This window comes from Nonomuraea sp. NPDC003201 (assembly GCF_053590415.1).
Window position 1 is genome coordinate 1 of the sequence record NZ_JBSFTC010000193.1, and the last position, 21,834, is coordinate 21,834.

The 21,834-nt window shown below is 72.5% G+C and carries 12 protein-coding genes; 2 read left to right on the plus strand and 10 right to left on the minus strand.

Going from position 1 to position 21,834, the window contains the following annotated elements; translation table 11 throughout:
- From ACWDX9_RS41925 to ACWDX9_RS41950, 6 genes are all read right to left on the minus strand, one after another.
- Window positions 1-9,099, minus strand: a 9,099-nt coding sequence (locus ACWDX9_RS41925; RefSeq protein WP_449964730.1) for a WXG100-like domain-containing protein, incomplete at its 3' end; no start/stop codon positions are given.
- Window positions 9,100-9,109: 10 nt separating this feature from the next.
- Window positions 9,110-9,454, minus strand: a complete 345-nt coding sequence (locus tag ACWDX9_RS41930; protein WP_449964733.1) for a hypothetical protein — start codon at window positions 9,452-9,454, stop codon at window positions 9,110-9,112.
- Window positions 9,451-9,855, minus strand: coding sequence for a YbaB/EbfC family nucleoid-associated protein (locus ACWDX9_RS41935; RefSeq protein ID WP_449964736.1), 405 nt, complete (start codon window positions 9,853-9,855; stop codon window positions 9,451-9,453). The genes ACWDX9_RS41930 and ACWDX9_RS41935 overlap by 4 nt, the downstream gene beginning before the upstream one ends.
- Before the next feature lie 105 nt (window positions 9,856-9,960).
- Complete coding sequence (locus ACWDX9_RS41940) at window positions 9,961-10,365, minus strand: hypothetical protein (RefSeq protein WP_449964739.1); 405 nt, start codon at window positions 10,363-10,365, stop codon at window positions 9,961-9,963.
- Complete coding sequence (locus ACWDX9_RS41945; protein ID WP_449964742.1) at window positions 10,362-11,252, minus strand: SseB family protein; 891 nt, start codon at window positions 11,250-11,252, stop codon at window positions 10,362-10,364. Before ACWDX9_RS41945 ends, ACWDX9_RS41940 begins: the two co-directional genes overlap by 4 nt.
- A 27-nt stretch (window positions 11,253-11,279) precedes the next feature.
- The gene (locus ACWDX9_RS41950) at window positions 11,280-13,079 is read right to left on the minus strand and encodes a glycoside hydrolase family 15 protein (RefSeq protein WP_449964745.1); all 1,800 of its coding nucleotides are present in this window, start codon (window positions 13,077-13,079) and stop codon (window positions 11,280-11,282) included.
- A gap of 98 nt (window positions 13,080-13,177) precedes the next feature.
- Here ACWDX9_RS41950 and ACWDX9_RS41955 point away from each other — a divergent pair, with 98 nt between their 5' ends.
- Window positions 13,178-16,123: a BTAD domain-containing putative transcriptional regulator gene (locus ACWDX9_RS41955; protein ID WP_449964746.1), complete on the plus strand. Its 2,946-nt coding sequence runs from the start codon at window positions 13,178-13,180 to the stop codon at window positions 16,121-16,123.
- Between the two features lies 1 nt (window position 16,124).
- Here ACWDX9_RS41955 and ACWDX9_RS41960 read toward each other — a convergent pair whose 3' ends face one another.
- From ACWDX9_RS41960 to ACWDX9_RS41970, 3 genes are all read right to left on the minus strand, one after another.
- Entirely contained in the window at window positions 16,125-17,084 is a 960-nt protein-coding gene (locus ACWDX9_RS41960) for a hypothetical protein (protein WP_449964748.1), read from the minus strand.
- A complete protein-coding gene (locus ACWDX9_RS41965) occupies window positions 17,081-18,463 on the minus strand; it encodes a phenylacetate--CoA ligase family protein (RefSeq protein ID WP_449964750.1) in 1,383 nt (460 codons plus the stop codon). The genes ACWDX9_RS41960 and ACWDX9_RS41965 overlap by 4 nt, the downstream gene beginning before the upstream one ends.
- 229 nt (window positions 18,464-18,692) lie before the next feature.
- Window positions 18,693-19,430: a hypothetical protein gene (locus ACWDX9_RS41970; protein ID WP_449964752.1), complete on the minus strand. Its 738-nt coding sequence runs from the start codon at window positions 19,428-19,430 to the stop codon at window positions 18,693-18,695.
- Window positions 19,431-19,517: 87 nt separating this feature from the next.
- On the opposite strand from ACWDX9_RS41970, the gene ACWDX9_RS41975 reads away from it, so the two are divergent.
- Window positions 19,518-20,360 carry an SDR family oxidoreductase gene (locus ACWDX9_RS41975; protein ID WP_449964754.1) on the plus strand — a complete coding sequence of 281 codons (843 nt, stop codon included), beginning with the start codon at window positions 19,518-19,520 and terminating at the stop codon, window positions 20,358-20,360.
- Here the strand turns inward: ACWDX9_RS41975 and ACWDX9_RS41980 are convergent.
- Window positions 20,357-21,834 (minus strand): serine/threonine protein kinase (locus tag ACWDX9_RS41980; protein WP_449964757.1); only part of this gene is annotated, 1,478 nt, incomplete at its 5' end. The two genes, ACWDX9_RS41975 and ACWDX9_RS41980, sit on opposite strands and share 4 nt — an antisense overlap.

Genomic DNA, 21,834 nt, shown 5'->3' on the forward strand with positions numbered 1-21,834 from the left:
CGTTCCCCACGGTGGCGCGGGCGGGGTGTGGCCGCGGCGTTCGAGGTCGGCCGCGATGGCGTCGATCGCGTCGGCCAGGACCGCGCGCGTGGCCGGGTCGGAGGTCGCGTGCCACTTGCGCGACAGGTGGGCGTGCTCGTTCAGGCGGGGGAGCAGGCAGTAGTCGGTGCCCTCGGCCTGGTGTTCCGACAAGGCGGTCCTGATCACGCCCTGCGGCGCGCCCGACGACGCGGCGAGCGTCTCCTGCAGGACGTGCGAGAGCTCGTGCACCAGGACCGACGACACCACGTCCGGGTGCACGCGCGGCCAGAAGCGCATGACGTGCGGGTCGTCCGGCGTGCCCGCGCGCAGCTCGGTGGAGGCGTCGTTGCCTGCGCCCGGTTCCCCGATCAGCACGCGGACGTGCTGGTCGGGCGCGTTGGGGACCTGGACGGTCAGCGTGTCGCCGTTCCAGGCGACGTGCGCGGCGGCGCCGCCCAGGTCGCCGAGGGTGATGTTCTGGTTGCGCAGCTCGCCCGTGGTCAGGTCGGGGACCCCGTCGGGGCGGCCCAACCGGCTGAAGGGCGTGCCCTCGATCGCGGGGGAGGGCATGCCGCCGGGCGTCAGCCCCTGGGCGACGCTCCCGCCCGCCGTCGGGCTCGGCGCCTCCCGGTCGCCGGGCCACACCGACTTGTCGACGTCGGCGAGCAGGATGCCCTGTGCCATCAGTGCGGCCCTGACCTGATGGACGAACGTGCCGGGCTCGTGGGAGTTCATGAAGACGTGGCGCAGGTCGAGGCCCGCCTGGTCGGCGGCGTCCAGCAGGTTGGGCGGAAGGGTGGCGAACGCCTCGGCGAAGCCGCCGTCGGGCGTCGTGCTGTGGATCGTGCCGTCGGGGGCGGCCTCGTACCGGTGGATCCCGTCCGCCTCCCGGATCGCGACCCGGGCCACCATGCCGCGTTCGCGGGCGGCCAGTCGCGCGTCCTGGAGGATCTGGATCAACCCGGAGCGGCTCTCGGCCGGAGCGAACGAGAACGTCGTCCAGCCGGGATCGACCGAGGGTGTGAGCCGCACGTTCGACTCCACCCGGGAGCGCAGCTCCGCGATCTCGTCCTCGAAGAGCGTCACGTCGATCTCGCCGCTGGTGGCCCCCGCCATGTGGACGGGATCGCCGACGGGGTGCTCGTTGCCGTCCCGCAGCCGCGCCACGTGCTCGAAGGTGAGGTCGTAGTCCACCCTGAGCCGGACGACGTAGGCCTTGCCCTGCTCGAACTTGCTGCGCTCGCGGCGCGCCCCGTGGTGGTCCGACACGCTCTCGGACGCCTGCTCGCCGGCCCGCACACCGCCGTCGAGGCCGGACTCGCCGTCGCTCATGCTGCCGCTCGTGCCGACGGGCAGCGTACGGCCGCGGGACACCGTCGCGTTCTGGGCGTCGGCCGCCCTGTCGACCTCGCCCTTCTCCGCGTCGATGGGCCCGGCGATGATGGTGAAGTCCGACAGGCGGGCCCGGATCGTGACCTGCGCGCCCTGGTCCTTGAACTTCTGCCTGGCCAGCGGCACGACGAGGCCGGCGGGCCCCGCCATCCGCTCGAACCCGGTCAGCAGGGCGTCGTGGGACAGCCGCTTGACCAGCTCGGCCCGGCGTTCCGCGACCGAGGCGGCACCCAGCATCTTCGCGAACCGCGAGGTGATGATGTCGAAGAGGAGGGGTTTGCCGGCGTGCTTCCGCAGCCTGTCGGGGAAGTAGCCGGGACGCAGCTCGACCAGCCGGGGGTCGATCACGGGGGTGACCGGCCCCGGGTCCTCGCCGACGGGCCGGATCATGCCGGTCGGGATGCGCCGCACGAGTACGGCGCGGTACTTGACCGGGGGCGCGACGCGGAGGATGCGCCGGAGCGCGTCCGCGGCGCGGCGGGCCGCGGACCGGAACCTGCCCGCGCGCACCGGCCTGCGCGTGACCTCGATGACCAGCGTCATCGTCTGCTCGACCCGGTTCATGCCGTTGAACACGGCCATCCGCTGCAGCCGCGTTCCCTGCCGGTTGGTGGAGCCCGAGTACGAGCGGCCCCGGTCCGTCCCCACGCCGACGCCGTGGCCGTCGCCGTTGTCCACGCTGCCCTGGTTCAGGCCCGCCGAGTAGGAGCCGTTGTACGACTCGGAGTGCGACAGGTCGGTGTAGCGGTAGCGCTGCCTGATGACACCGGCCTGCGAGGTGTGCGTGAGGAACCGGCCCCGGCGGGAGTCCTCCGGGTTGTCGTACACCAGCCGGGCCGTGACCGTCACCTCCTCGGCCTGCGCGGTCTGCGCGCCGACCTGGACGTGGTAGCTCTTCTCGTAGCCCTGCGTCGACCACATGTCGTTGACGTGGATCAGCGCGGCGTCACTGGAGAAGTCGACGCTCAGCTCGTCGAGCAGGGTCGGGCTCTCGTCCACGGCCTCGGGGTGGGCGGCGCGCACGGCGTTCAGCACCGCATCCATCATGTCGACGGGATTGCCCTGTTCGTCGGTCAGGTCGAGCGACTCCACGGTGCCCAGGCCCACCGTCCCGTCGTACGACGGCGCCAGCACGACGTCCCTGGAGCGGTCGATCAGGTCCGTCGCCTCGCTCAGCGTCTGGTCGAGCTGCTGCTGCCCGTTTCCCTGTTGGGCCGTGGTGGCCGCCGGGCCGAGGCCCGTCAGCTCCTGGATCTTCTCCAGCAGGGCCTGCGGGGTGTGCCGCGCGGCGTACCCCACGTCCTCGCCGGCGGCCCGCGCCTTGGCCACGTCCATGATGTAGCGCTGGACCAGGGGCACGGCGAGGCTCGGGTCGAGCTTCATGCTGCCGTTGAGGAAGCGCTCGACGGCGTCGCCCACCAGGGGGCCGGGCAGCGGGAGCTCGCCTTCGGCGTACATCACCAGCGCGTCGTCCTCGGAGAGCATGAACAGCCCGGTGCCCTGCGCCGTGGCCGGTTCGTGCTCGCCGCTCGGGAGCCGGCCCGCCAGCGGCACCGCGTGCGCCATGCTCTCCGAGCCGGTGACCGTGAGGTCCGCGGTGGCCCGGAGGAGGATCTGACGGCCGAAGTCGATCGAGAGCCCCTCGTCGCCCCAGATGTCGAGGACCGAGGTGGAGACGGAGGTGCCTCCCGACCGTGAGGGCAGCGAGAGCGAGCCGCTGTCGCTCGTCGTGCCGCCGTCGTCGAGGTCGGAGACGCTGGTCGAGGCGCCGACGGAGTGACCCGACGATCCGCCCCAGGAGACGCCGGCGCTGCCGAGCCCGAAGAGGATCTCTCCCTTCACGTGGTCGATGACGCCCAGCACCTCCATTTCGCCGACCTCGCCCGTCACCGTCATGGACGCCTGGGTGGGCGTCCCCTGCGGGCGGACGGCGAGGCCGGTGGTGAGCAGCCTCATCAGCATCCTGGGGTGCGAGACGAGGTTGCGCACGCCCAGGACCGCCATGAACATCTGGTACGCCACCGAGTCCTGGCGCATGCTCCCCGGCTGCACCTTCTTCGCGGCGGTCTGCAGGCTGCCGTGCGCGTCCCAGTGGACGAGCTTCGCCCTGGACAGCACCTTCTTCGACACCTTGCCGATGGGCGCGGGCGCCGAGCCGTCCTTCGCGGGGAGGAGGTCCGCCGCGAACAGCAGCCTGGCCGAGCCCCTGCCGGACGCCAGGGGGGTCGTCTCCCCGTCGTGCACGAGATCGACCTTCAGGTCGTGGCCCACGGAGAAGATCGCGACCGGGCCGGTGCTCTCGTGCAGGCTCACCACGTTAACCGTGCTGCCGACGCTCGAACCCGCCGTACGGGTGCGGTTTCCGCCGGCGCTGACGCCCACCTCGTGCGACAGCCCGTCGTGTCCCTTGTCGGGGCCGTCGCTCTCGGCGACCGAGGCGCCGCCGCCGTACGTCCTGGACTGGCTGACGGCCCGGGCCGAGGTGTCGGAGCCGATGTCGAGGTTGACCACCGTCTCCGAGTCCGTGTACCCGATGTAGCGGTAGTTCTTGAAGTCCTGCTTCAGCGAAATGTGCAGCATGTGGTGCTCAGGGGCGCCGTTCAGGCCGTGCGTCACCAGGTCGACGGCGATGCCCTCCTGGGCCAGGGTGTCGTAGCCGGACCTGATCCGGTGCTCGGACAGCTGCTCGGTGACCTCCTGCAGGTTGAGGATCTGGGCTGCGCGGGCGAGCGGGTTGGACGCGTACTGCCGGACGTCGTTCACGGTCTTCGGGATGATGCCACGGTCGGCGAGCTGGTCCATCACCTTCTGCCTGACCTCGGCCAGCCCGTCGATGTCCTGGACGAGGCCGGGGCCGACGCCCCGCATCTGGCCGGGGCCGTCGCCGAGCCAGGAGGGCAGCTCGGGCTTGCGGCCGGGGGGCGGGCCGGGGCGCGGGTCGCCCCGCAGCACCTGGTTGCCGTCCGCGTCGAGCAGCGGCCGGCCGTCGTGATACACCAGCGCGTCCTGATCGACGGGCAGGCCGAAGCGGTAGGCGGCCGACTCCCGCATGGTGACCACCGCCGCGCTGCGCATCGGCCGGAGCTTGACGGGCGGCTTGCCGAACTCCTCCACGATGAACGTGGTCTCCAGCGCGAGCCGGTAGCTCTGCTTGGGGCTGGTCTTCCGGTGCACGCTCGGGTGGATCGCCTGCTGGTTGGCGGTGGCCGAGTACGACCGCGACGCCGACCTGGAGCCGCGGACCCGCGGCCCGATGCTGGGCTCGTAGCTGCCGAACCCGTCGATCTCCTGCAGCGCGGGATGGGTGAGCCCGGCCGAGGCGCTCGCTTCCAGCGACCCGCCGGACGACGCCCCGCCCGGCGTCGCGGCGAAGTCGACGAGCACCTCCTCCTCCCACTCCTCGGCGCTCGCCCCGCCGAGCGGCTCGCTCGCCACCAGCACGACGCGGGTCTCGGCGCGTACTCTCGCGTGCGGCTTGCCGTTCCTGGTGAAGACGCGCTCCAGATCGCCGTTGACCGCGTCGCGGAGCCGGTGGGGCAGCTCCTCGGTCACGAAGGTCCGCAGCTGGTCGTGGGGGATGGCGCCGACCTGGTTGTACAGCCCGCCCAGCGCCCCGGCGACCGTGTCCAGCGCGCCTTCCAGGCCGGTCATGCTGGTGATGACGTGGTTGGGGAGCTTGTCGTCGCGCTTGGCGTCGTCGATCCAGGCCAGCTTCCGCGGCGCCTGGTCGGTGAAGGAGTGCGAGACCCACAGCCGCTGCCCGGCGGCGTCGCCGGGTGCGCCGGAGTTCACGACGGCGGCCTTCTGCCAGCCGTCCGTCTTCCGCGTGCGGATCTCGACGGTCCACGTCGCGGCGGCGTCGAACAGCAGCGACTCGCTCCTGTTGTCGGCGACGGAGCCGCCCTGCGCGTACATCCCCGCGCCGCCCGTCGCCGACCAGTTCCGGCCGGCCACGACCCCGACGCCGACCCCGAGCATCTCGGTCAGCGTCCTGGCCCATTCGCCCTCGGGCAGGAGCTGCGCCAGGACGGCCGTGTTGAAGCCGAGGGGCAGCCCGCCGCTGCCGGACTCGGTGGCGGTGACCGTACGGCCGGCCTGGAAGAACAGGCCCACCATCGTCTCCGACGCCTTGACGCCCGGGTCGAGCACTTCGACGAGGTCGGCGAGGGAGAGCTTGACCCGCACCTCCGCCGCGTTGCTGCCGCGGCCCACCCGCAGCACGACGCCGTCGGGGGAGACGAGCTTGTGGAAGTCGGCGCGCAGGGCGCGCTCCAGCTCGTCCGTGCTGAACTGGTAGCCGATCTTGTGGCGTTCCAGGACGTTGTTGACGGCGGTGGTGAGAGCGGTGTGATGGGCGAGCGGGCCCGTCGGCATGGCCATGGACAGGCTGTCCTGCTGCGGCAGCGCCGCTGACAGGGCGTTCAGATAGCCCCGGTGGCGCCGCCCGGCCTCATTCGCCAGCGATCGGGCGATGGAGGCCATGCCGACCTCGCCGGGCCGGGTGGGCGCTCCTGTCCGGCGCATCGCCGACAGCAGTTGCTCGTAGGCCTTTCTCGTCTGCGTCGCCTGTGCCAGGGCGGGGCCGTACGCCTTCGCGATCCTGGTGTGCCGCGCCTGCGTGGCGCGGTGCGCGCGGTTCTCCTGCCGTGCCTTGCGCGCCCGCTCGAAGCGGCCCTGATCGTGCTGCTTCAGCGCCTTGCGAGCGTCCCGCGTGGCCTGGCGGGCCTTCTTGCGCGCCTCTTCTGCGCTGTTCGTCTTCGACTGGATCTGGATCTTGAGCGCCTGCTCGGCCTGGACCAGCGCGTCGATGACGGCCTGTACGTCCTCGGCGGACGGGTTGGGGCCGGGTAAGGGGGGCGCGAGGGACGGCCGGGTGCCCTGTGTGGGGGCCCACGGCGGCAGGGGCGGGGTCTGGCCGTGTTCGCGCAGCTGGCGGGCCACACCGTCGATGTCGACGGCGATGAGCCGCTTCTCCGGGAGCGTCTGGGCCTGGTGCCATTTGTCGGCCAGGTACGCCAGCTCGTTGAGCCAGGCGCGCACGCACGCGTTCTGCTTGGCCTCGCCGTCGCTCTTGCGCGGCAGGATGCTTCGCCGGCCGCCCTCGCCGGCCGTCCGCAGCTTCTGCAGGGTGTCGGTGATCTCGTGCAGCCAGACCCTGGGCAGCTGGTCGGTGGCGACGCGCGGGTTGAAGTGGACGAGATGGGCGTCGTCCTCGGTCCTGCCGGTCCTGACCTCGGTCTCGCCCATCAGGTTCGGGGACAGGCCGCCGATGACGGGGCTGAAGTAGTGGGTGCCGTCCGTCGCCGTGTGGACCGCCAGCGTCCGGCCGTCCTGCGACCAGCTGAAGCCCGTCACGCCCTGGTCGAGGAAGTGGGCCGCGAGCAGCTCGGCGACCGCGTCGTACACCTCGTCGAAGTCCAGGTCGGGGCCCTGGCGGCCGTTGGGGACGTACCTGGTGCCGGGCACCGGCCGCGACGTGACCGTGCCCGGCTTGCTCGTGTGCGCCGGTGCGGCGTCGGGGGCCGGGGCCGCCGCGGGGGCGGTCGGCTGCCCGGCCTGGACGACGTCCTCGCCCTGGACGACCGCCAGCATGGCGGCGGCCTCCGCCTGCAGCTCCGAGAGGTCCTGGACCTCCTCGGCCCGCATGTCCAGCGCGGAGCGGACGCGGCCCATGGTGGCCGCGGAGATCACGCGCACGCCGTTGGGGGTGGAGATGAGGAGGTCGCCCTCCGGACCGACCACCGCGTCGGGGAAGTTCGCGGCGAGCGCGCCGATCAGCGCCGTACGGGCTCGGACGGCGGCGGGCATGGGCTGACCGGCCGGGGCCGACCCGTTGAGGGAGGTGACCGGCTGCCCGGAGCCGTCGTCGGCGAGCTGCGTCGAGCCGGTCGCGGCCTGGGCGTCGGGCACCGTCTGGCCGTCGGGCTGGGCGGGGCTGTTGTCGGGCTGTGCCGGGTTGTCCGGGGTTGCCTGGTTGGCGTCCGGCTGGGCGGGGTTGTTGTCTGGTTGGGCGGCGCCGTTGTCCGGCTGGGCCGGGTCGGCGTCGGGCGCGGGGGTGCCGTCCGGCGCCTGGCCCGTGGCTGAGGGTTGCCCGGCACGTCCCGAGGCGTCGTCCGGTCGCGGGCCCGCGTCGCCGGCGGGCTGCGACGCGGCGTCGTCCTGGGAGGGTGCCGCCGCACTCGAGTCCGTCTCGTCGGGTGCCGCCGCACTCGGGTCCGCTTGGTCGGGTGTTGTCGCATTCGGGTCTGTCTGGTCGGGGTCCTCACCCCTGGAGGTTCGCCGCTGCGACGACGCGTCCGGGTCCGGTGCGGCGGGGTTGCGCCGGCCGTCGCCGTCCCGGCCGCCGTCGGCCCTCGGCGTCGCCGGAGCGTCGGGCCTCGGGGTCGCCTGCCCGCCGGACCTCACGGTGGTGGGCCCCGCGGGGTCGGGCTGGCGCACGGCTCCGGGCATGCCGGGCTGGGGGCCGCCGTTCGTGGGGCCGCCGCCCGACGTGTTCCCGTCCGCCGGGCCCCCGGGCGGGCCACCCGCCGCGCGGCCGGCGTCGGTCTGCGCGGCGAGGTCGTAGGCGGAGGCGAGAGAGGTGACCGGGTGCGCCAGCGCCGTGTAGACCTCGGGGTTGAACGGGCTGATCGTCCCGGTACGCCCGGCGCCGCCCATGAAGCCGCCCAGGAGGGAATCGGCCGTGAACGGGTTCTGCCACTGGTCGTAGACCACGCCGTTGGCGATGAAGCTGCCGGCCGGGGAGGCGATCGTGTTGGTGAGACCCGTGGTGAGGGCGCGGCCCGCGAATCCCGGCACGTGGCTGGTGATCTGGGACACGGGCCCGGCCAGCGCCGTGCCGAAGAGCGCGCCGCCGCCCGCGCCGATGACCGAGGCGGCCGACTTGTTCACGTCCCAGTCCTGCACGGTGCCCATCTGGAGCTGCTGGTACTGGGAGGCCGCGTCGATGAAGAACTCCTCGCCGATCTCCTCGATCAGCTCCCGGCCGATCGGCGAGGCCAGCAGCCTGGCGATGAGGCCGCGCCCGGTGGCGCCGCTGAGCGCGGTCACCCTGGCCAGTTGCCTCACGCCAAGCTCCCTGCCGCCCAGGGTCATGAGCCTGACGAGGATCCGCGTGATGGCCGCGCGGGCGCCCGCCGCGTACGGCCCGATGATCGCGGTGGAGGAGCCGGCGGTGAAGAAGGCGACGAAGAGGGCGATCGCGATGGCGACGACCGTCACCCAGAAGGCCACGTTGACGGAGAGCTTGGAGTACTGCGTCTCGACGGCGAAGTTGTTGGCCTGCTGCGAGTAGGCCCGCGCGTTCCCGGACACCCCGGCCAGCCCGCCCTCGTGGCCGTACAGGAAGGTGGCCCTGGTGACGAAGTTCGCGGTCGCGGGCGAGATCCACCCGTCCAGGAGGACGCGCGTGGCCGAGCCCGCGGCCGGCGCGGAGCTGACGGACCCCTCGGCCAGCTTGTCGTACGCCTCGGAGAGCTTCGACAGCCCGCTCTCGCTGGCGCCCGGCCATTTCTGCCCAGCCGAAAGCAGGGGGATCAGCCAGTAGACGACCCAGTCGGGCAGCGCCTCGGTCTCCCACGCGGGAAGGACGTCGCTGTCGATGCGGACCGCTGGCCGCGGGGCGGCAAGGCCGCCGCCGTTCTTGCTGCCGGAGCCGTGGACCCCGGTGTCGGCATTGACCGTCACGTCCTGGGCCTCAGATTTCCCGCACCCGCCCGGCCGCCATGTCGCGCTTGATGTCGAGATCCATCTTCAGGGTGTTGTCGACGGCCGTGCGCACCCCGCTCCCCGCGCCGGTGATCTCCTTGGCCAGCTGGGTGCACTGGCTGAGCATCTGGTTGGGGCCGTCGTTGCGGAAATGGGCGGCCCTGAACGCTTCCCCCTCGGCGCCGGGACCCCACGGGGCGGCGTCGAGCGCCTCCTGGACCAGGGCGACCAGCCTCGCCGACTCGTGTTCGAGGTCTTCGGCCATCGTCGACCACTCGGACAGCCCCCGGTCCACGCTGGGCTTGATGATCTGCGTACCGTCCCAGAGCCTCATCGTTCACCCTCCATCCGCTCGGCGAGTTGCGTCAGGGCGGTTTCGACGTCGCCGTCGAGGTGTGCCTCGAGCTCCGCACGGGGGATCACCGGCTCGAGGATCTCCATGACGCGCTCGCGGGCGCCGGCCGCCGCCCGCTGAGCCGTCTCGACGATCGTGTCGGCCAGCTGCCGAGCCTCCGGCCGCCGGTAGATGCGCGGGTCCAGGTCGAGCCGGACGAGCTCGCCGCGCGGGCCGACCGTGACCGACACCAGGCCGTCGCGTGACTTCTCGGTGAACTGCACCCCTCTGGCCTGGGCGTGCAGCTCCATGCCCGCGTCCTGGATCTGCCGGAACATGTCGCGCAGCTCGTCGGCGTATGCCCTCATCGCCGCCGAATCAGGCTGGTCGAGCGACTCCATGACACCCCCTGAAGCCAGGCCTCCCGTCTACGGGAAATCCTCTTACGAAACTTCCACGTTTCTAGTTAGTTTCCGTCACATGAACACCATCAGACAAGAGTGTGTTCAAAAGTGTTGTTTCCCGACATTTAGTGGTTCGGTGTGTTCGTGGAGGTCCGTCACCTCGGCCCGGGGCACCCAGAGGCGGTACACGCCCCGCTCGACGCGCTCCAGCCCGAGCTCCACCGCCGCGGGCGCGGACCCGCCCAGGTATTCGAGCAGCAGCCGCCCGTCACGCTCGTCGTGCACGTGGAAGCGCTCCCCCCGCCAGGTGCACACCGTCGTCACGAAGTCCAGGGCCGTGCACTCCGACGCGGGCACCGGGCGTACGTGGCAGCCGGGCTCGACCTCCTCGAACCCGTCCGCCGGCTCGGGGCTGCGCAGCCGGATCCACAGCTCCAGGGAGTGCGGCTCGGGGCTGGCCACGTAGTCGGCCCCCTGCCAGCGGGCCCGGTAGAAGTGCCAGCTCATCCCGTCCGCCTCCCGACCAGCAGCCACCGGCCCAGGTCGCCGTGGTAGATCGCGCGCCGGTGCTCCGTCCCTCCCGAGGTGAGCTCCCAGATCTCCGCGCCGTGCGGCAGGCCCACGCCGTACACCTTGTACTCGCGGATGACCTGGTCGACGTTCGGCACCAGGCCCATCCCCACGAACGGCGGCTCCTCGACCACCCAGCCCGCCACCGCGGCCCTGCGCTCCTCGTCGGTCCCGCCGTAGGGGGTGCGGTAGCCGGCCAGGCCCACGGGGCGCCAGCGCAGGATGTTCAGCGAACCTTTCTCGGTCAGCAGGTCCGGCTGCCCCAGCGCGTCGGCGAGCACGACGGGCGTCGCGATGTGCGAGACGTCCAGGGCGTGATGGCAGTAGCCGGAGACGCGCGGCTCGCCCCCGGTCAGCAGGTCATGGATGGCGGCGGGGGACAGCAGCTTCTGGACCGCCGGCACCCCCGAGCCGGGATCGAGCACGAGGTCCACGGCCAGCGTGGGCACCGCCAGCCTGGCCACCGTCCCCGACTCCAGCATGAAGGCGGCCGTCAGCCCCGGATTGATCGCCAGCCCCCACCGCGGGTCCGGCCAGCCGGCCGCCAGCTCGACCAGCGACAGGATGCGGCAGTGCGTGGCGACGCCTCCGGTGGCCAGCCGCATCGCCTCCACAGAGGTGTAGGCGAGCAGCCACGTCCGCTCGGCGTCGGCGGCGGTCGCCCACGCGGGGGCCTCGGTCCCGCCCGCCGCGGCGGTGGTGATCGGCAGCGCCAGGTCCGCGTCGCGGAGCAGGCTCAGGCACAGCGCGTCCTGCCCGTCCCGGTGCGCCGCCCACAACCGCTCCTCGAACGGCGTGACCGGTTCATGATCACTCGACGTCATCCGCCCAGTTTGCCGGAGCGGAACGCGTCAACCCAGGGCGTGGTCGAGGTTGAAGGCGGCGCTGATCAGCGCCAGATGGGTGAACGCCTGGGGGAAGTTGCCGAGTTGCTCCCCTGAGCGCCCGATCTCCTCGGCGTACAGGCCCAGGTGATTGGCGTAGCTCAGGATGTTGTCGAAGACCCGGCGGGCCTCCTCCACCCGGCCCGCCCTGGCCAGCGCCTCGACGTACCAGAACGTGCAGATCGAGAACGTGCCCTCCGAGCCCTGCAGCCCGTCGGGGCTGACCTCGGGGTCGTAGCGGTAGACCAGCGAGTCGGAGACCAGTTCCTCGGCGAGCGCGTCGAGCGTGGACAGCCACTTCGGGTCCATGGGCGAGACGAACTTGGCCAGGGGCATCATCAGCACCGACGCGTCCAGCACGTCATCGTCGAAATGCTGGATGAAGGCGTTCAGCGTGGTCGAATAGCCGTTCCGCATGATCTGCCGGTAGATGCCGTCGCGGGCCTCGCGCCAGCGCGGGATGTCGGCCGGGAGCCCGCGGTGGATGGCCATGCGCATGGCCCGCTCGATGGCCACCCAGCACATGAGCCTGGAGTAGACGAAGTTCTTGCGCCCGCCGCGGGTCTCCCAGATGCCTTCGTCCGGCTGGTCCCAGTTGTCGGAGACCCAGTCGACCAGCGTGCACAGCTCGTCCCAGCGGTCGCTGGAGATGGGCTTGCCCCATTTGTCGTACAGGTAGACGGAGTCGATGAGCGCGCCGTAGATGTCCATCTGGAGCTGGTCGGCGGCGGCGTTGCCCACGCGTACCGGGGCCGATCCGCGGTAGCCCTCCAGGTGGGTGAGCTCGCGCTCCGGGAACTCGACGCGGCCGTCGATGCCGTACATGATCTGCAGCGGGGCCGATTGCTCGCCGCGGCCGAGCGTGACGTGCTCCGACAGGAAGTTCATGAACGCCTCGGCCTCTTCGGTGAAGCCCAGCCGCAGCAGCGCGTACACGCAGAAGGCCGCGTCGCGCACCCACACGTAGCGGTAGTCCCAGTTGCGCGGGCCGCCGATCTGCTCCGGCAGGCTCGTGGTGGGGGCCGCGACGATGCCGCCGGTCGGCGCGTACGTCAGCAGCTTCAGCGTCAGCGCCGAGCGGTGCACCATCTCCCGCCACCTGCCGCGGTAACGGGAGCCGGACAGCCACGACCGCCAGAACCGCACCGTGTCGGCCATCTCCTGCTCGGCCTCGGCGAGCGCGCACGACTTCGGGCCGAGCCCCATGTCGGACCGGTCGAGGGCGAAGACGGCCTGCTCACCCTCGGAGAGCGTGAACCGCGCCCGCACGTCACGCCCGTCGCTCTCCAGCGGCACGGTCGAGGTCAAGGTCAGGGAGAGCCCGGATGACTCGAACGTGGCCCGGCCGTCGTGCAGGCGCACGCTGTGCTCCTGCGCGGCGTAGTCGAACCGGGGCGCGACCAGCACGCGGAACGACAGCGAGCCGCGTACGCAGACCAGCCGCCTGATCAGCCGGTGCCGGTCGGCCTCGTGCGTCTCCTCCTCGACGACCGGCATGAAGTCCTGGACCTCGGCCATGCCCTCGTCCGCGAAGAACCGGGTGACCAGCACGTTCGTGTCGGGGATGTAGAACTGTTTGGTCCGTATGTCGAGGTCGGCGGCCAGTTCGAAACAGCCGCCCCGCTCGGTGTCCAGGATCGAGCCGAACACGCTCGGCGCGTCGAAGCGCGGGCAGCAGTACCAGTCGATCGTGCCGTCCGTGCCGACCAGGGCGACCGTTCGCAGGTCGCCGATCAGCCCATGTTCGCCGATCGGCAGATATCCCATGACATCAAACTAGACCCGTCAAGGTCGGCAGTTGCCAAAACATCCGGCAAGGGATGTACTGCGTCGTGGGTCCGGATGGCCTCGGGGAGATTGCCACGATGGATTTCTCGATTCTGGGATCCTTACGCGTCCAAGGCGCAGAAGGGCCCGTTCGGCTGAGCGCCAAGCAGCGCGCGGTGCTCAGCGTCCTGCTGCTCCACCCCAATGTCGTGATTTCAACCGAGCGCTTGGTCGCCGCCGTCTGGGACGACCCGCCGCGCTCGGCCGTGGCGAACCTCCAGACGTACGTCTCCCAGCTGCGCCGCGTCGTCAGCGGCACCGCGCTCCGCCTGCGCACGGAGCCCGCCGGGTACGCGTGCGAGCTGTCGCCCGACCGGCTCGACCTGCTCGCGTTCGAGGACGTCGTACGCCGGGCGCGGCGCGCGCGGCAGGCGGGCGAGCACCAGGCCGCGGAGCAGGCCTACAAGGCGGCGGTGTCCCTGTGGCGGGGCAGGCCCGCCGAGGACAGCCGGCTCGGCAGCGCCATGGAGCCCAGGATCGCCGAGCTGGAGGAGCAGCTCCTCCTGGCCAGGTCCGAGTGGATCGACGTCCGGCTGGAGCTCGGCGGGGAGGACCTGGTGGTCGAGCTGCGCACGCTGGTCGCGGCCCACCCGCTGCGCGAGCGGCTCTGGGCGCAGCTCATGCTGGCCCTGCACAGGAGCGGGCGGCGCAGCGAGGCGCTCGACGCCTTCCGCCAGGCCCGCGCGGTGCTCAGCAGCGAGCTGGGCATCGAGCCGGGCCGCGAGTTGGCCGACCTGCACGCCGCCCTGCTGGCCGGCGACCCCGCGCCGAGCGCCCCGGTCTCCCCGCGCGTGCCGCTGTGCCAGCTGCCCGCCGACACCTCCGACTTCGTGGGCCGCAAGGCCGAGCTGGACGTGCTGCTCCCCGCCGCGCGGGCCCGGCCGGAGCGGATGTCGCCGCCCATCGTGGTCGTCTCGGGGCTGCCGGGAGTGGGGAAGACCACGCTCACCGTCCACGCGGCGCACCTGTTACGCGCCGACTACCCCGACGGGCAGGTCTTCCTGCGGCTGGGCCGGGACGCGGCCGGCCCGCGGCGGCCGGAGGACCTGCTCGGCGAGCTGCTGCGCTCGCTGGGCGTGGACGGCACGCTGGTCCCGGGGCCGCTGGAGGAGCGGGCGAGCCTGCTCAGGCAGCGCCTGGCCGACATGGGCGTGCTCATCGTGCTCGACGACGCCCAGGACGAGACGCAGGTGCGCCACCTGCTGCCGGGCACCGCGCGCAGCTGCGTGCTGGTGACGTCCAGGTCGCGGCTGCCCGCGCTGGAGGGGGCCACCCGGCTGCAGCTCGACCTGCCCGGCGAGCACGACGCCCGGCTGCTGCTGGAGCGGGTGGCGGGCGGGGCCCGCTTCCGCGCGGCGCCGGAGGCCGCGCAGGCGATCCTGAAGGCCTGCGGGCTGCTGCCGCTGGCGATCAGGGTGGCGGGCGCGCGGCTGGCGATCCGCCCGTCCTGGCCGGTCGGCGTGTTCGCCAGCAGGCTCGAGGACCGGCGGCTCGACGAGCTGATCGTGGGCGGGCTGGACGTGCGGGGCACGTTCGGGGAGAGCTACGCGGCCCTGCCGGAGCCGGCGCGGCGGGCGTTCCGGCTGCTGGGGCTGGCCGACCTGGGGAGCATCGCCGAGTGGTCGGCGGCGGCCCTGCTCGGCTCGTCCGGGCTGGAGGCGGACGCGGCGCTGGAGACGCTGGTCGCCAGGGGGATGCTCGACTCGCGCGAGGTCGACGGGGCGGGGCAGCCGCGTTACCGCCTGCACGACCTGTTACGCGTGTACGCCGAAGAGCGGGCCCGGGTCGAGGACGACCTGGAGGAGCAGCGGGCGGCGCTGACCCGGCACGTGCTGGAGTGCCTGCGCCGGCTCAGGGCGGCGACCAGGGACCTGCCCATCCCGACCGCGCCGCCCTTCCCCCAGGCGGAGGCGATCGACGGGGTCGGGATCGCGTGGCTGGCCGCCGAGCGCAGGACGCTCGTCCACAGCGTGTCGGCGGCCGTCGAGCTGGGGATGGCGGAGGAGGCGGCCGAGCTGGCGCACCACCTGTCGGTGTACCTGAACCTGGAGGGGTTCTTCGACGACGTGGAGCGGCTGCAGGGGATCGTGATCGCGGCGGCGCCGAGCGAGCGGATCGCGCTGCGGGCCGAGCTGATGCTGGCCGGGGTGCCGCTGTCGCGCGGGGCCTACGGGCCGGCGGGCGAGCACTTTCAGCGGATATATCAGGACTGCTTGCGGATCGGGGACTCGCACGGGGCCGCGTACGCGCTGATCAACCGGGCGGCCTGCCTCCACGGGGCCGGTTTGTTCGAGGAAGGGCTGGAGGAGGCGTACCGGGCCATCGCCCTGCTGGAGGAGCTGGGTGACGAGGGCGGGCTCGACTACGCCTGGACGTGGCCCGTCTGGATCCACATGGAGCTGGGCCGGTACGGCGAGGCGGTGCGGCTCTGCCAGGAGCGGCTGGCCAAGGCGGGGGAGGACCGGCGGGCCCGCGGCGACCTGCTGCGGGCTCTGGGCACCGCCTGCTACCTGCGCGGCGAGGTGGCCGAGGCCGTGTGGTGCTACCAGGAGAGCCTGGTGGTCAGCGAGATGATCGGGGATCGCGTCGCGTCCAGCAAGGTGCTGCGCAGGCTCGGCGAGGCGCTGGGGGCGCTCGGGCGGTTCGACGAGGCCGTGGACGCGCTCGACCGGGCCAGGTCGCTCTTCCGCGAGTGCGGGGACGGGCTGGGGGAGGCGCTGGCCACGTACGCGCTGGGCGAGGTGCGGTTGCGGCAGGGGCGCGCCGCGGAGGCGCTCGGCCTGCTGGTCACCGCCCGCGACGGGCTCGGGCCCGGCGGGCCGCCGGCCTGGCGGGCCCGCGTGCTCAGGGAGCTCGGCCGCGCGTACGCCGAGCTGGGGGAGCACCCGTGCGCGGCGGCGGTGTGGCGCGAGTCGGCCGAGCTGTTCGAGAGCGGGCCGGAACGGGCCCAGGTCGAGGGCTTCCTGAACGAGGCCCAGGGCTGACCTACTCGGCCGGGCGGTGCCGTACCACGGGGACGGTTGCGAGGCCCGACTGCCGTGCCGCCCGCCGGGCGCTTCCCGGCGTGGGGCCCTCGCCCACGATCTCGCCGTCGGCCAGCGCCACCCACCCGCCCGCGGGGATCATCTCACCCAGCGCCCGCTCCACCAGCGGCCGCGACGGCGCGGGGACGGGGCGGGTGCGCCAGAAGAGCCACTGCGCGACGATGAGCGGGCCGAGCGGGGTCAGCAGCGGTATCGCGCCGCTCCCGGACAGGAAGGCCGTGGCCGCGACGGCCAGCAGCGCGGCGTCGATCCCGGCGGCCAGCCGGCCGGCGCGCCGGCCGTACCTCTTGTACGCCACCAGCGGCCACAACGTGAGCATGAGGCAGTCGCCCAGCCCGACGAGCGAGGCGTCGGCACCGTAGCGGGTGGCCAGCACCGGCGCGAACGGCAGCCCGTCCAGCCGCGCCACGAAGTCGAGCGTGAGCGAGCTGAGCCCGGTGGCGAGCGTGTCGTAGCAGGTCAGCGCGGCGGCCAGGGCGGCCACCTGGGCCGGGGTGACGGCCGTCTGGACCCAGAGGTTGACCACGCCGACGACGAGCAGGATCACCGCCACGTCGTTCAGCACGAGGACGGCGGGCTCCCAACCGGCGAAGTACGCGGCCACGTCGCCGCCGACCAGCACCGCCGCCGCGATCGCCGCCGTCCGCCCGCCGAGCACCGGCGCCAGCGTGAGCTGCGCGAGCGTGAACACCACCACGCCGAAGATCGTCACGACGATGCCGACGGGGATGTGCAGGTACGCGAACGGCATCGCCACCAGCGCCACGATCATGACGGCGATGTCGGACCCGACGAACTTGCCGACCGGCGGTCGCGGGATCTCGTACCGGGACAGGAACAGGGCCGCCAGCGCGACGGTCAGCGCGATGAGCGTGTGCAGGCCCAGGACGTGCGCGGTCATCGGACTCCGATCGGGAGGTGCGCGGCGTGCTCGAAGCTCTGCTCGATCAGGTCCGCCCGGACGTGGCAGGGGCGCGGCAGGTCGTCCGGGCTCTCGACCAGCACGATGCCCTTGAGCTTCGTCGCGGCGGCCCGCTCCTCCAGCCGGCCGAGCAGCGCCGGGTCGTCCTTGCCCGACACGACGTGCAGGATCCCGTCCTCGACCGCGAACCTGGTCGGCAGCGGCAGCGCGTGTTCCGCCTGCAGCAGGTCCAGCACGTCGCGGGTGGTCACGTCGCCGTCCACCGCGCGTCCCAGGATGCGGGAGGTCGCCGGGATCGCCGCCAGCGCGCACGTGGGCGGCTCGGGCAGGGTTCTGACCAGGTCGCCGGTGACGTACCGGAGCAGCAGCGTGGTGTCGCGGAAGGTGGAGTACGGGGTGACGACCAGGACGCCGAGCGCGTCCGGCCCGGCGGGCTCCATGGTGACCGGGTCGAGCACCTCGACCAGGCCCTGGTCGGAGGGCAGATGCAGGTGACCGTCATCGCACACCCGCCCGGTGACGGGCGCGATCTCGGTCATGGAGTAGCCGTCGTAGACCCTGGCCCCCAGGGCCTCTTCGGCGCGCAGGCGCAGCGCGTCGGTGAGCACCTCGCCGCCGGATGTCACCTCGATGAGCCCGAAGTCGCGCGGGCTCCAGCCGCCGCGCTCGGCCTCCTGCACCAGCGCGGCCAGGTAGGAGGCGGTCACGTTCAGGTGCGTGATGAGGGGCTGCTTGCCGGGGACGTGCATCGGAGTGGCCAGCCGGTCGAGGGTGGCGCGCGGATCGATCATGCCGAGGTGCACGAAGCCCGCGCCCGTCATCGGCACCGCCCGCTCGGCCACGATCTGGGCGATGGAACGGGAGCTGATGGCGTTGGCCCACAGGTGCTCGGAGCGCAGGCCGCCGTTCAGCATCGCGGCGAGCGCCGCCATCGACGACATCAGCTCGATCTCGTACGCGGAGAACCACACGAGCGTGGGGCTGCCGGTCGTGCCGGTCGTGTGCGCGAGCACGGCGGGACGGGCCAGCTCGGAGACGAACGCGGCGGACATGCCGCGCAGTGCCTGCTTGGGGGTGGGGGCGACGCCGGCCAGGTCGTCCGACTCGAGAGCGCGGTAGTACGGGACCTCCGCGCGGGCGTGCCTGATCGTGCGGCGCAGGCGCCGCTTGGTGAGGTCCTCCTGGATCTCCGGGTCGGCGGCGGCGAGCATGTCGTCGGAGCCCTCGCCGGGCGATCCGAACGCCTCCATGGTCGCCCGCGTGTCCTCCACCAGCGCCCGCACGTCCTTGATCCGGAACCTGCGGCCGGACATCATCGTCCACGCGTAGCCCAGTTGCCGCACCGCTGTGCCGAACACGCCTCGCCCTCCTGTCGCGATGGTGCAGTGTGTCCCCCGGGCCCGGAGCTCCCGGGGGACACCTGGGTGTCAGCCGTTGAGGACGAAAACCGCGGTCGACAGCGTGCTGATGGCGTACTTGGCGTACCGGCGAACAGTCTTGACCATGGGACTCTCCCTCGTTGTTCGGGATAGGGGGGCTTCTCGCGCCCCTCTGCCGTAAACGATCAGCCCGGGTCCTACAGGGTCGCTACAAGCCCGCTACAACCCTGCGCCGCCGCAGGACCAGGCCGGTTGCGGAGGCGAGGACGAGCAGGCCCCCCACCCCCACCAGCACCCGCCCGTCGGGCCCCGCCTCACCACCGCCACCCGTGTCGGCCGCGCCAGCCGGGGTCTTGGTCTTCGTGTCCGTCTCGCTGGGGCTGGCGCTTGTGGTCTCGTCCGTCTCGCTGGGGCTGGGGCTCGTGGTCTCGCCGGTTCCGGGGATGCTGAGGGGGTGCTTTGTCAGGGCGTCCTTGTTCTTGACCTCGCACTCGATCGCGCGGTCGCTGGGGCTGGTGCCGAAGTTGATGGAGGCCGCGCGTACGGTGCCGGTGCCCGCGTTGTTGGGTGTCGTCTTCATGTTGACCGTCGTCGCGGGGAGTGGGACGGGAGACCCGGGGATGATCGGCCCGATCGCGGCGACGCCGGTGGCCGACTTCAGCTTTTCGATGCCGCTGATGCCCGCGTACGCGTACAGGTTGAGGTCGTCCTCCAGGCCCGTGGCGGGTGCGCGTAACTCGGAGCCCTCCACGTACGTGCCGTGCCAGCCGATGGCCATCTGCTCGCCCACCTGCGCGTCCGTGGGCACCGTCAGCTCGACCTCGACCTTCACGTCCTGGGTCTCGCCCGTGGCGCGGACCTTGCATTCGTACTCCACGACGTCGGCCCGGGCGGCGGCAGACGAGAGCAACAGGGTGGCGGCTGGGACGAGCAGCAGAACACGCACGGCGACTCCTTGCGACGGATGGGGACCATGAGGAGACGGTGCACGGGGACGCCTGGTTGACAGCCCCGGGCGCAATAGGGTGATCGCATGGGGTTCATCGTCACCACCGGTGCGACCGGGCGCCTCGGCGGGCGGGTGGCCGCGCTGCTCGCCGCCGCCGGGGTCGAGCAGCGGCTCGTCTCACGGCAGGCCGACCGTGTCGCCCCGCTGGCGGGCGCGAGCGCGGTCAGCGCCGAGTACGGCGATCCCGGCGCGGTGCGGCGGGCTCTCGAAGGGGCCTCGACCGTGCTGTTCGTGTCCGCGTCGGAGAGCGCCGACCGCCTCGACCGGCATCGCACGTTCGTGGACGCCGCCCGCGAGGCCGGTGTCGCCCATCTGGTGTACATCTCGTTCTACGGCGCCGCCCCGGACGCCACGTTCACGCTGGCGCGCGACCATTGGGCCACCGAGCAGCACATTCGCGACAGCGGCCTGCCCTTCACCTTCCTGCGTGACAACCTGTACGCCGACTTCCTACCGGGGATGGTGGGGGAGGACGGCGTGATCCGCGGCCCGGCCGGGCAGGGGCGGGTCGCTGCGGTGGCCCAGGACGACATCGCGGAGGCGGCGGCCGTGGTCCTGCTGGATCCGGGCGCGCACGAGGGTGCGACCTACGACCTCACCGGGCCGCAGGCCCTGACGCTGGACGAGGTGGCCGCCGCGCTGACCAGGGCGACCGGGCGCGCGATCACGTACCACCCGGAGACGGTCGAAGAGGCTTACGAGTCCCGCCGCGGCTACAACGCGCCCGCGTGGCAGGTGGCGGCGTGGGTGTCGACGTACGAGGCCATCGCCGCCGGTGAGCTGGAGGGGGTCGGCGACGCGATCCCCACGCTCACCGGGCACGCCGCGACCACGTTCGAGGAGCTCCTGGCCAAGGGCCAGGGCTAGTCCGGCCACTCCTCGCCCCAGCTCTCGCTGTTGCTGCAGATCTTCACCGTGGCGCTCTTCGTGAACCTCCTCGGGGTGACCACCTCGAAGACGACGTTGTACGTCCCGGCCCCCTTCCAGGTGATGGACGGCAGCAGGGGTTTCGACGACGACGTGCCCTCCTGCCTGCCCTGGTTCTGGCCGTTGACGAGCCATCGGTAGCTGTAGGTGCCCGTGGCCGAGACCGTGGCCCAGATGTTCGTGTCGTTGCGCCAGCAGTCGCTCAGCTTGTAGCCCTCGTACCTGAAGGACACCGACTTCACCCCGCCGCCGCTGCCGCTGGTCGCGGTCGGTTTGGAGGTGCTGGGCTTCGCGGTCGGTCTGGACGTTCGGCTGGCGGTGGGCTCAGTGGTGGGCTCGGCGGTGGGCTCGGCGGTGGGGCGGGTCGTGGTGGTGGCCTTGGGGGTCGTGGAGGTTTTGGGAGTTTTCGGGGTCTTGGAGGTCTTCGTGCTCTTGGTGGGGTGCGGGGTCTTGGCGGACCCCTTCGCCCCGGTGCCCGAGCCGGAGACGGTCGGGGTGGCGGCCGTGACGATGTTGGCGGTGGTGGCACGGCCGGGCCACCACGGCGCCCAGGCCCAGGCGGCCACCACGGCGCCGGTCACGACTACCGCGGTCCCGCCGGCCAGGAACGCGAGGATGCGCCCGTTGCCGGAGGATCCCCGTCCGGGGTTGGTCCGGAGGTGGGCGATCGGCGGCTGGTGCGGAAAGGGGCCGCCGGGGTGCTGCGCGGGTCCCCGGTACGGGCCAGGCCCATGGGGTCCGCCCGGGACTGCCCCATATGCGGGCCCTCCCGCAAACGCCCCCGGACCCGCATGTCCTGATCCCATGGGCGCCACGCCCGGCCCCGCCGATCCTTGAGGCACCGGGCCGCCTGGGAAGGCCCCCGACCCCGGTCCTGGTGAGGCCGGATGGGCCGAACCGCCTGGCGGAGGTGCCTGGCCGCCGATCAGCTGGAAGAGGACGTCGTGCATGGCCGGGCGGGCCGCCGGATCCTTGGCCAGGCAGGCGTACACGATCGAGCGCAGCGGCTCCGGCACCCCGCCGAGCTGCGGTTCCTCGTACTGGATCCGTCTGAGCACCGCGGGCACGGAGTCGTTGCCGAACGGCGGGGCGCCGGTGGCCGCGTACACCATGACGGCCCCCCACGCGAACACGTCCACCGCCGGACCCGCGGCGGCGCCCATGAACTGCTCGGGCGCCATGTACGCGGGCGTCCCCACGACGCTGCTGGTACGGGTCAGCGCGGCGTCCATGGCGCGGGCGATGCCGAAGTCGATGACGCGCGGCCCGTCGCGTCCCAGCAGGACGTTCGCGGGCTTGAAGTCCCGGTGCACGACGCCGGCCCGGTGGATGGCGGCCAGCGCGGTGGCGGTGGCGACCGCGAGCCGTTGCAGGTCGGCTCCGCTGTGGCGGCCGGCCTGGTGGAGTGAGGGGC

Bases quoted from the DNA above. Each gene is read 5' to 3' on its own strand.
- ACWDX9_RS41960 (WP_449964748.1), bottom strand. From the start codon at position 17,084: ATGACCGCGCACGTCCTGGGCCTGCACACGCTCATCGCGCTGACCGTC.
- ACWDX9_RS41950 (WP_449964745.1), bottom strand. From the start codon at position 13,079: ATGGGATATCTGCCGATCGGCGAACATGGGCTGATCGGCGACCTGCGA.
- ACWDX9_RS41955 (WP_449964746.1), top strand. From the start codon at position 13,178: ATGGATTTCTCGATTCTGGGATCCTTACGCGTCCAAGGCGCAGAAGGG.
- ACWDX9_RS41945 (WP_449964742.1), bottom strand. From the start codon at position 11,252: ATGACGTCGAGTGATCATGAACCGGTCACGCCGTTCGAGGAGCGGTTG.
- ACWDX9_RS41975 (WP_449964754.1), top strand. From the start codon at position 19,518: ATGGGGTTCATCGTCACCACCGGTGCGACCGGGCGCCTCGGCGGGCGG.
- ACWDX9_RS41930 (WP_449964733.1), bottom strand. From the start codon at position 9,454: ATGAGGCTCTGGGACGGTACGCAGATCATCAAGCCCAGCGTGGACCGG.
- ACWDX9_RS41940 (WP_449964739.1), bottom strand. From the start codon at position 10,365: ATGAGCTGGCACTTCTACCGGGCCCGCTGGCAGGGGGCCGACTACGTG.
- ACWDX9_RS41935 (WP_449964736.1), bottom strand. From the start codon at position 9,855: ATGGAGTCGCTCGACCAGCCTGATTCGGCGGCGATGAGGGCATACGCC.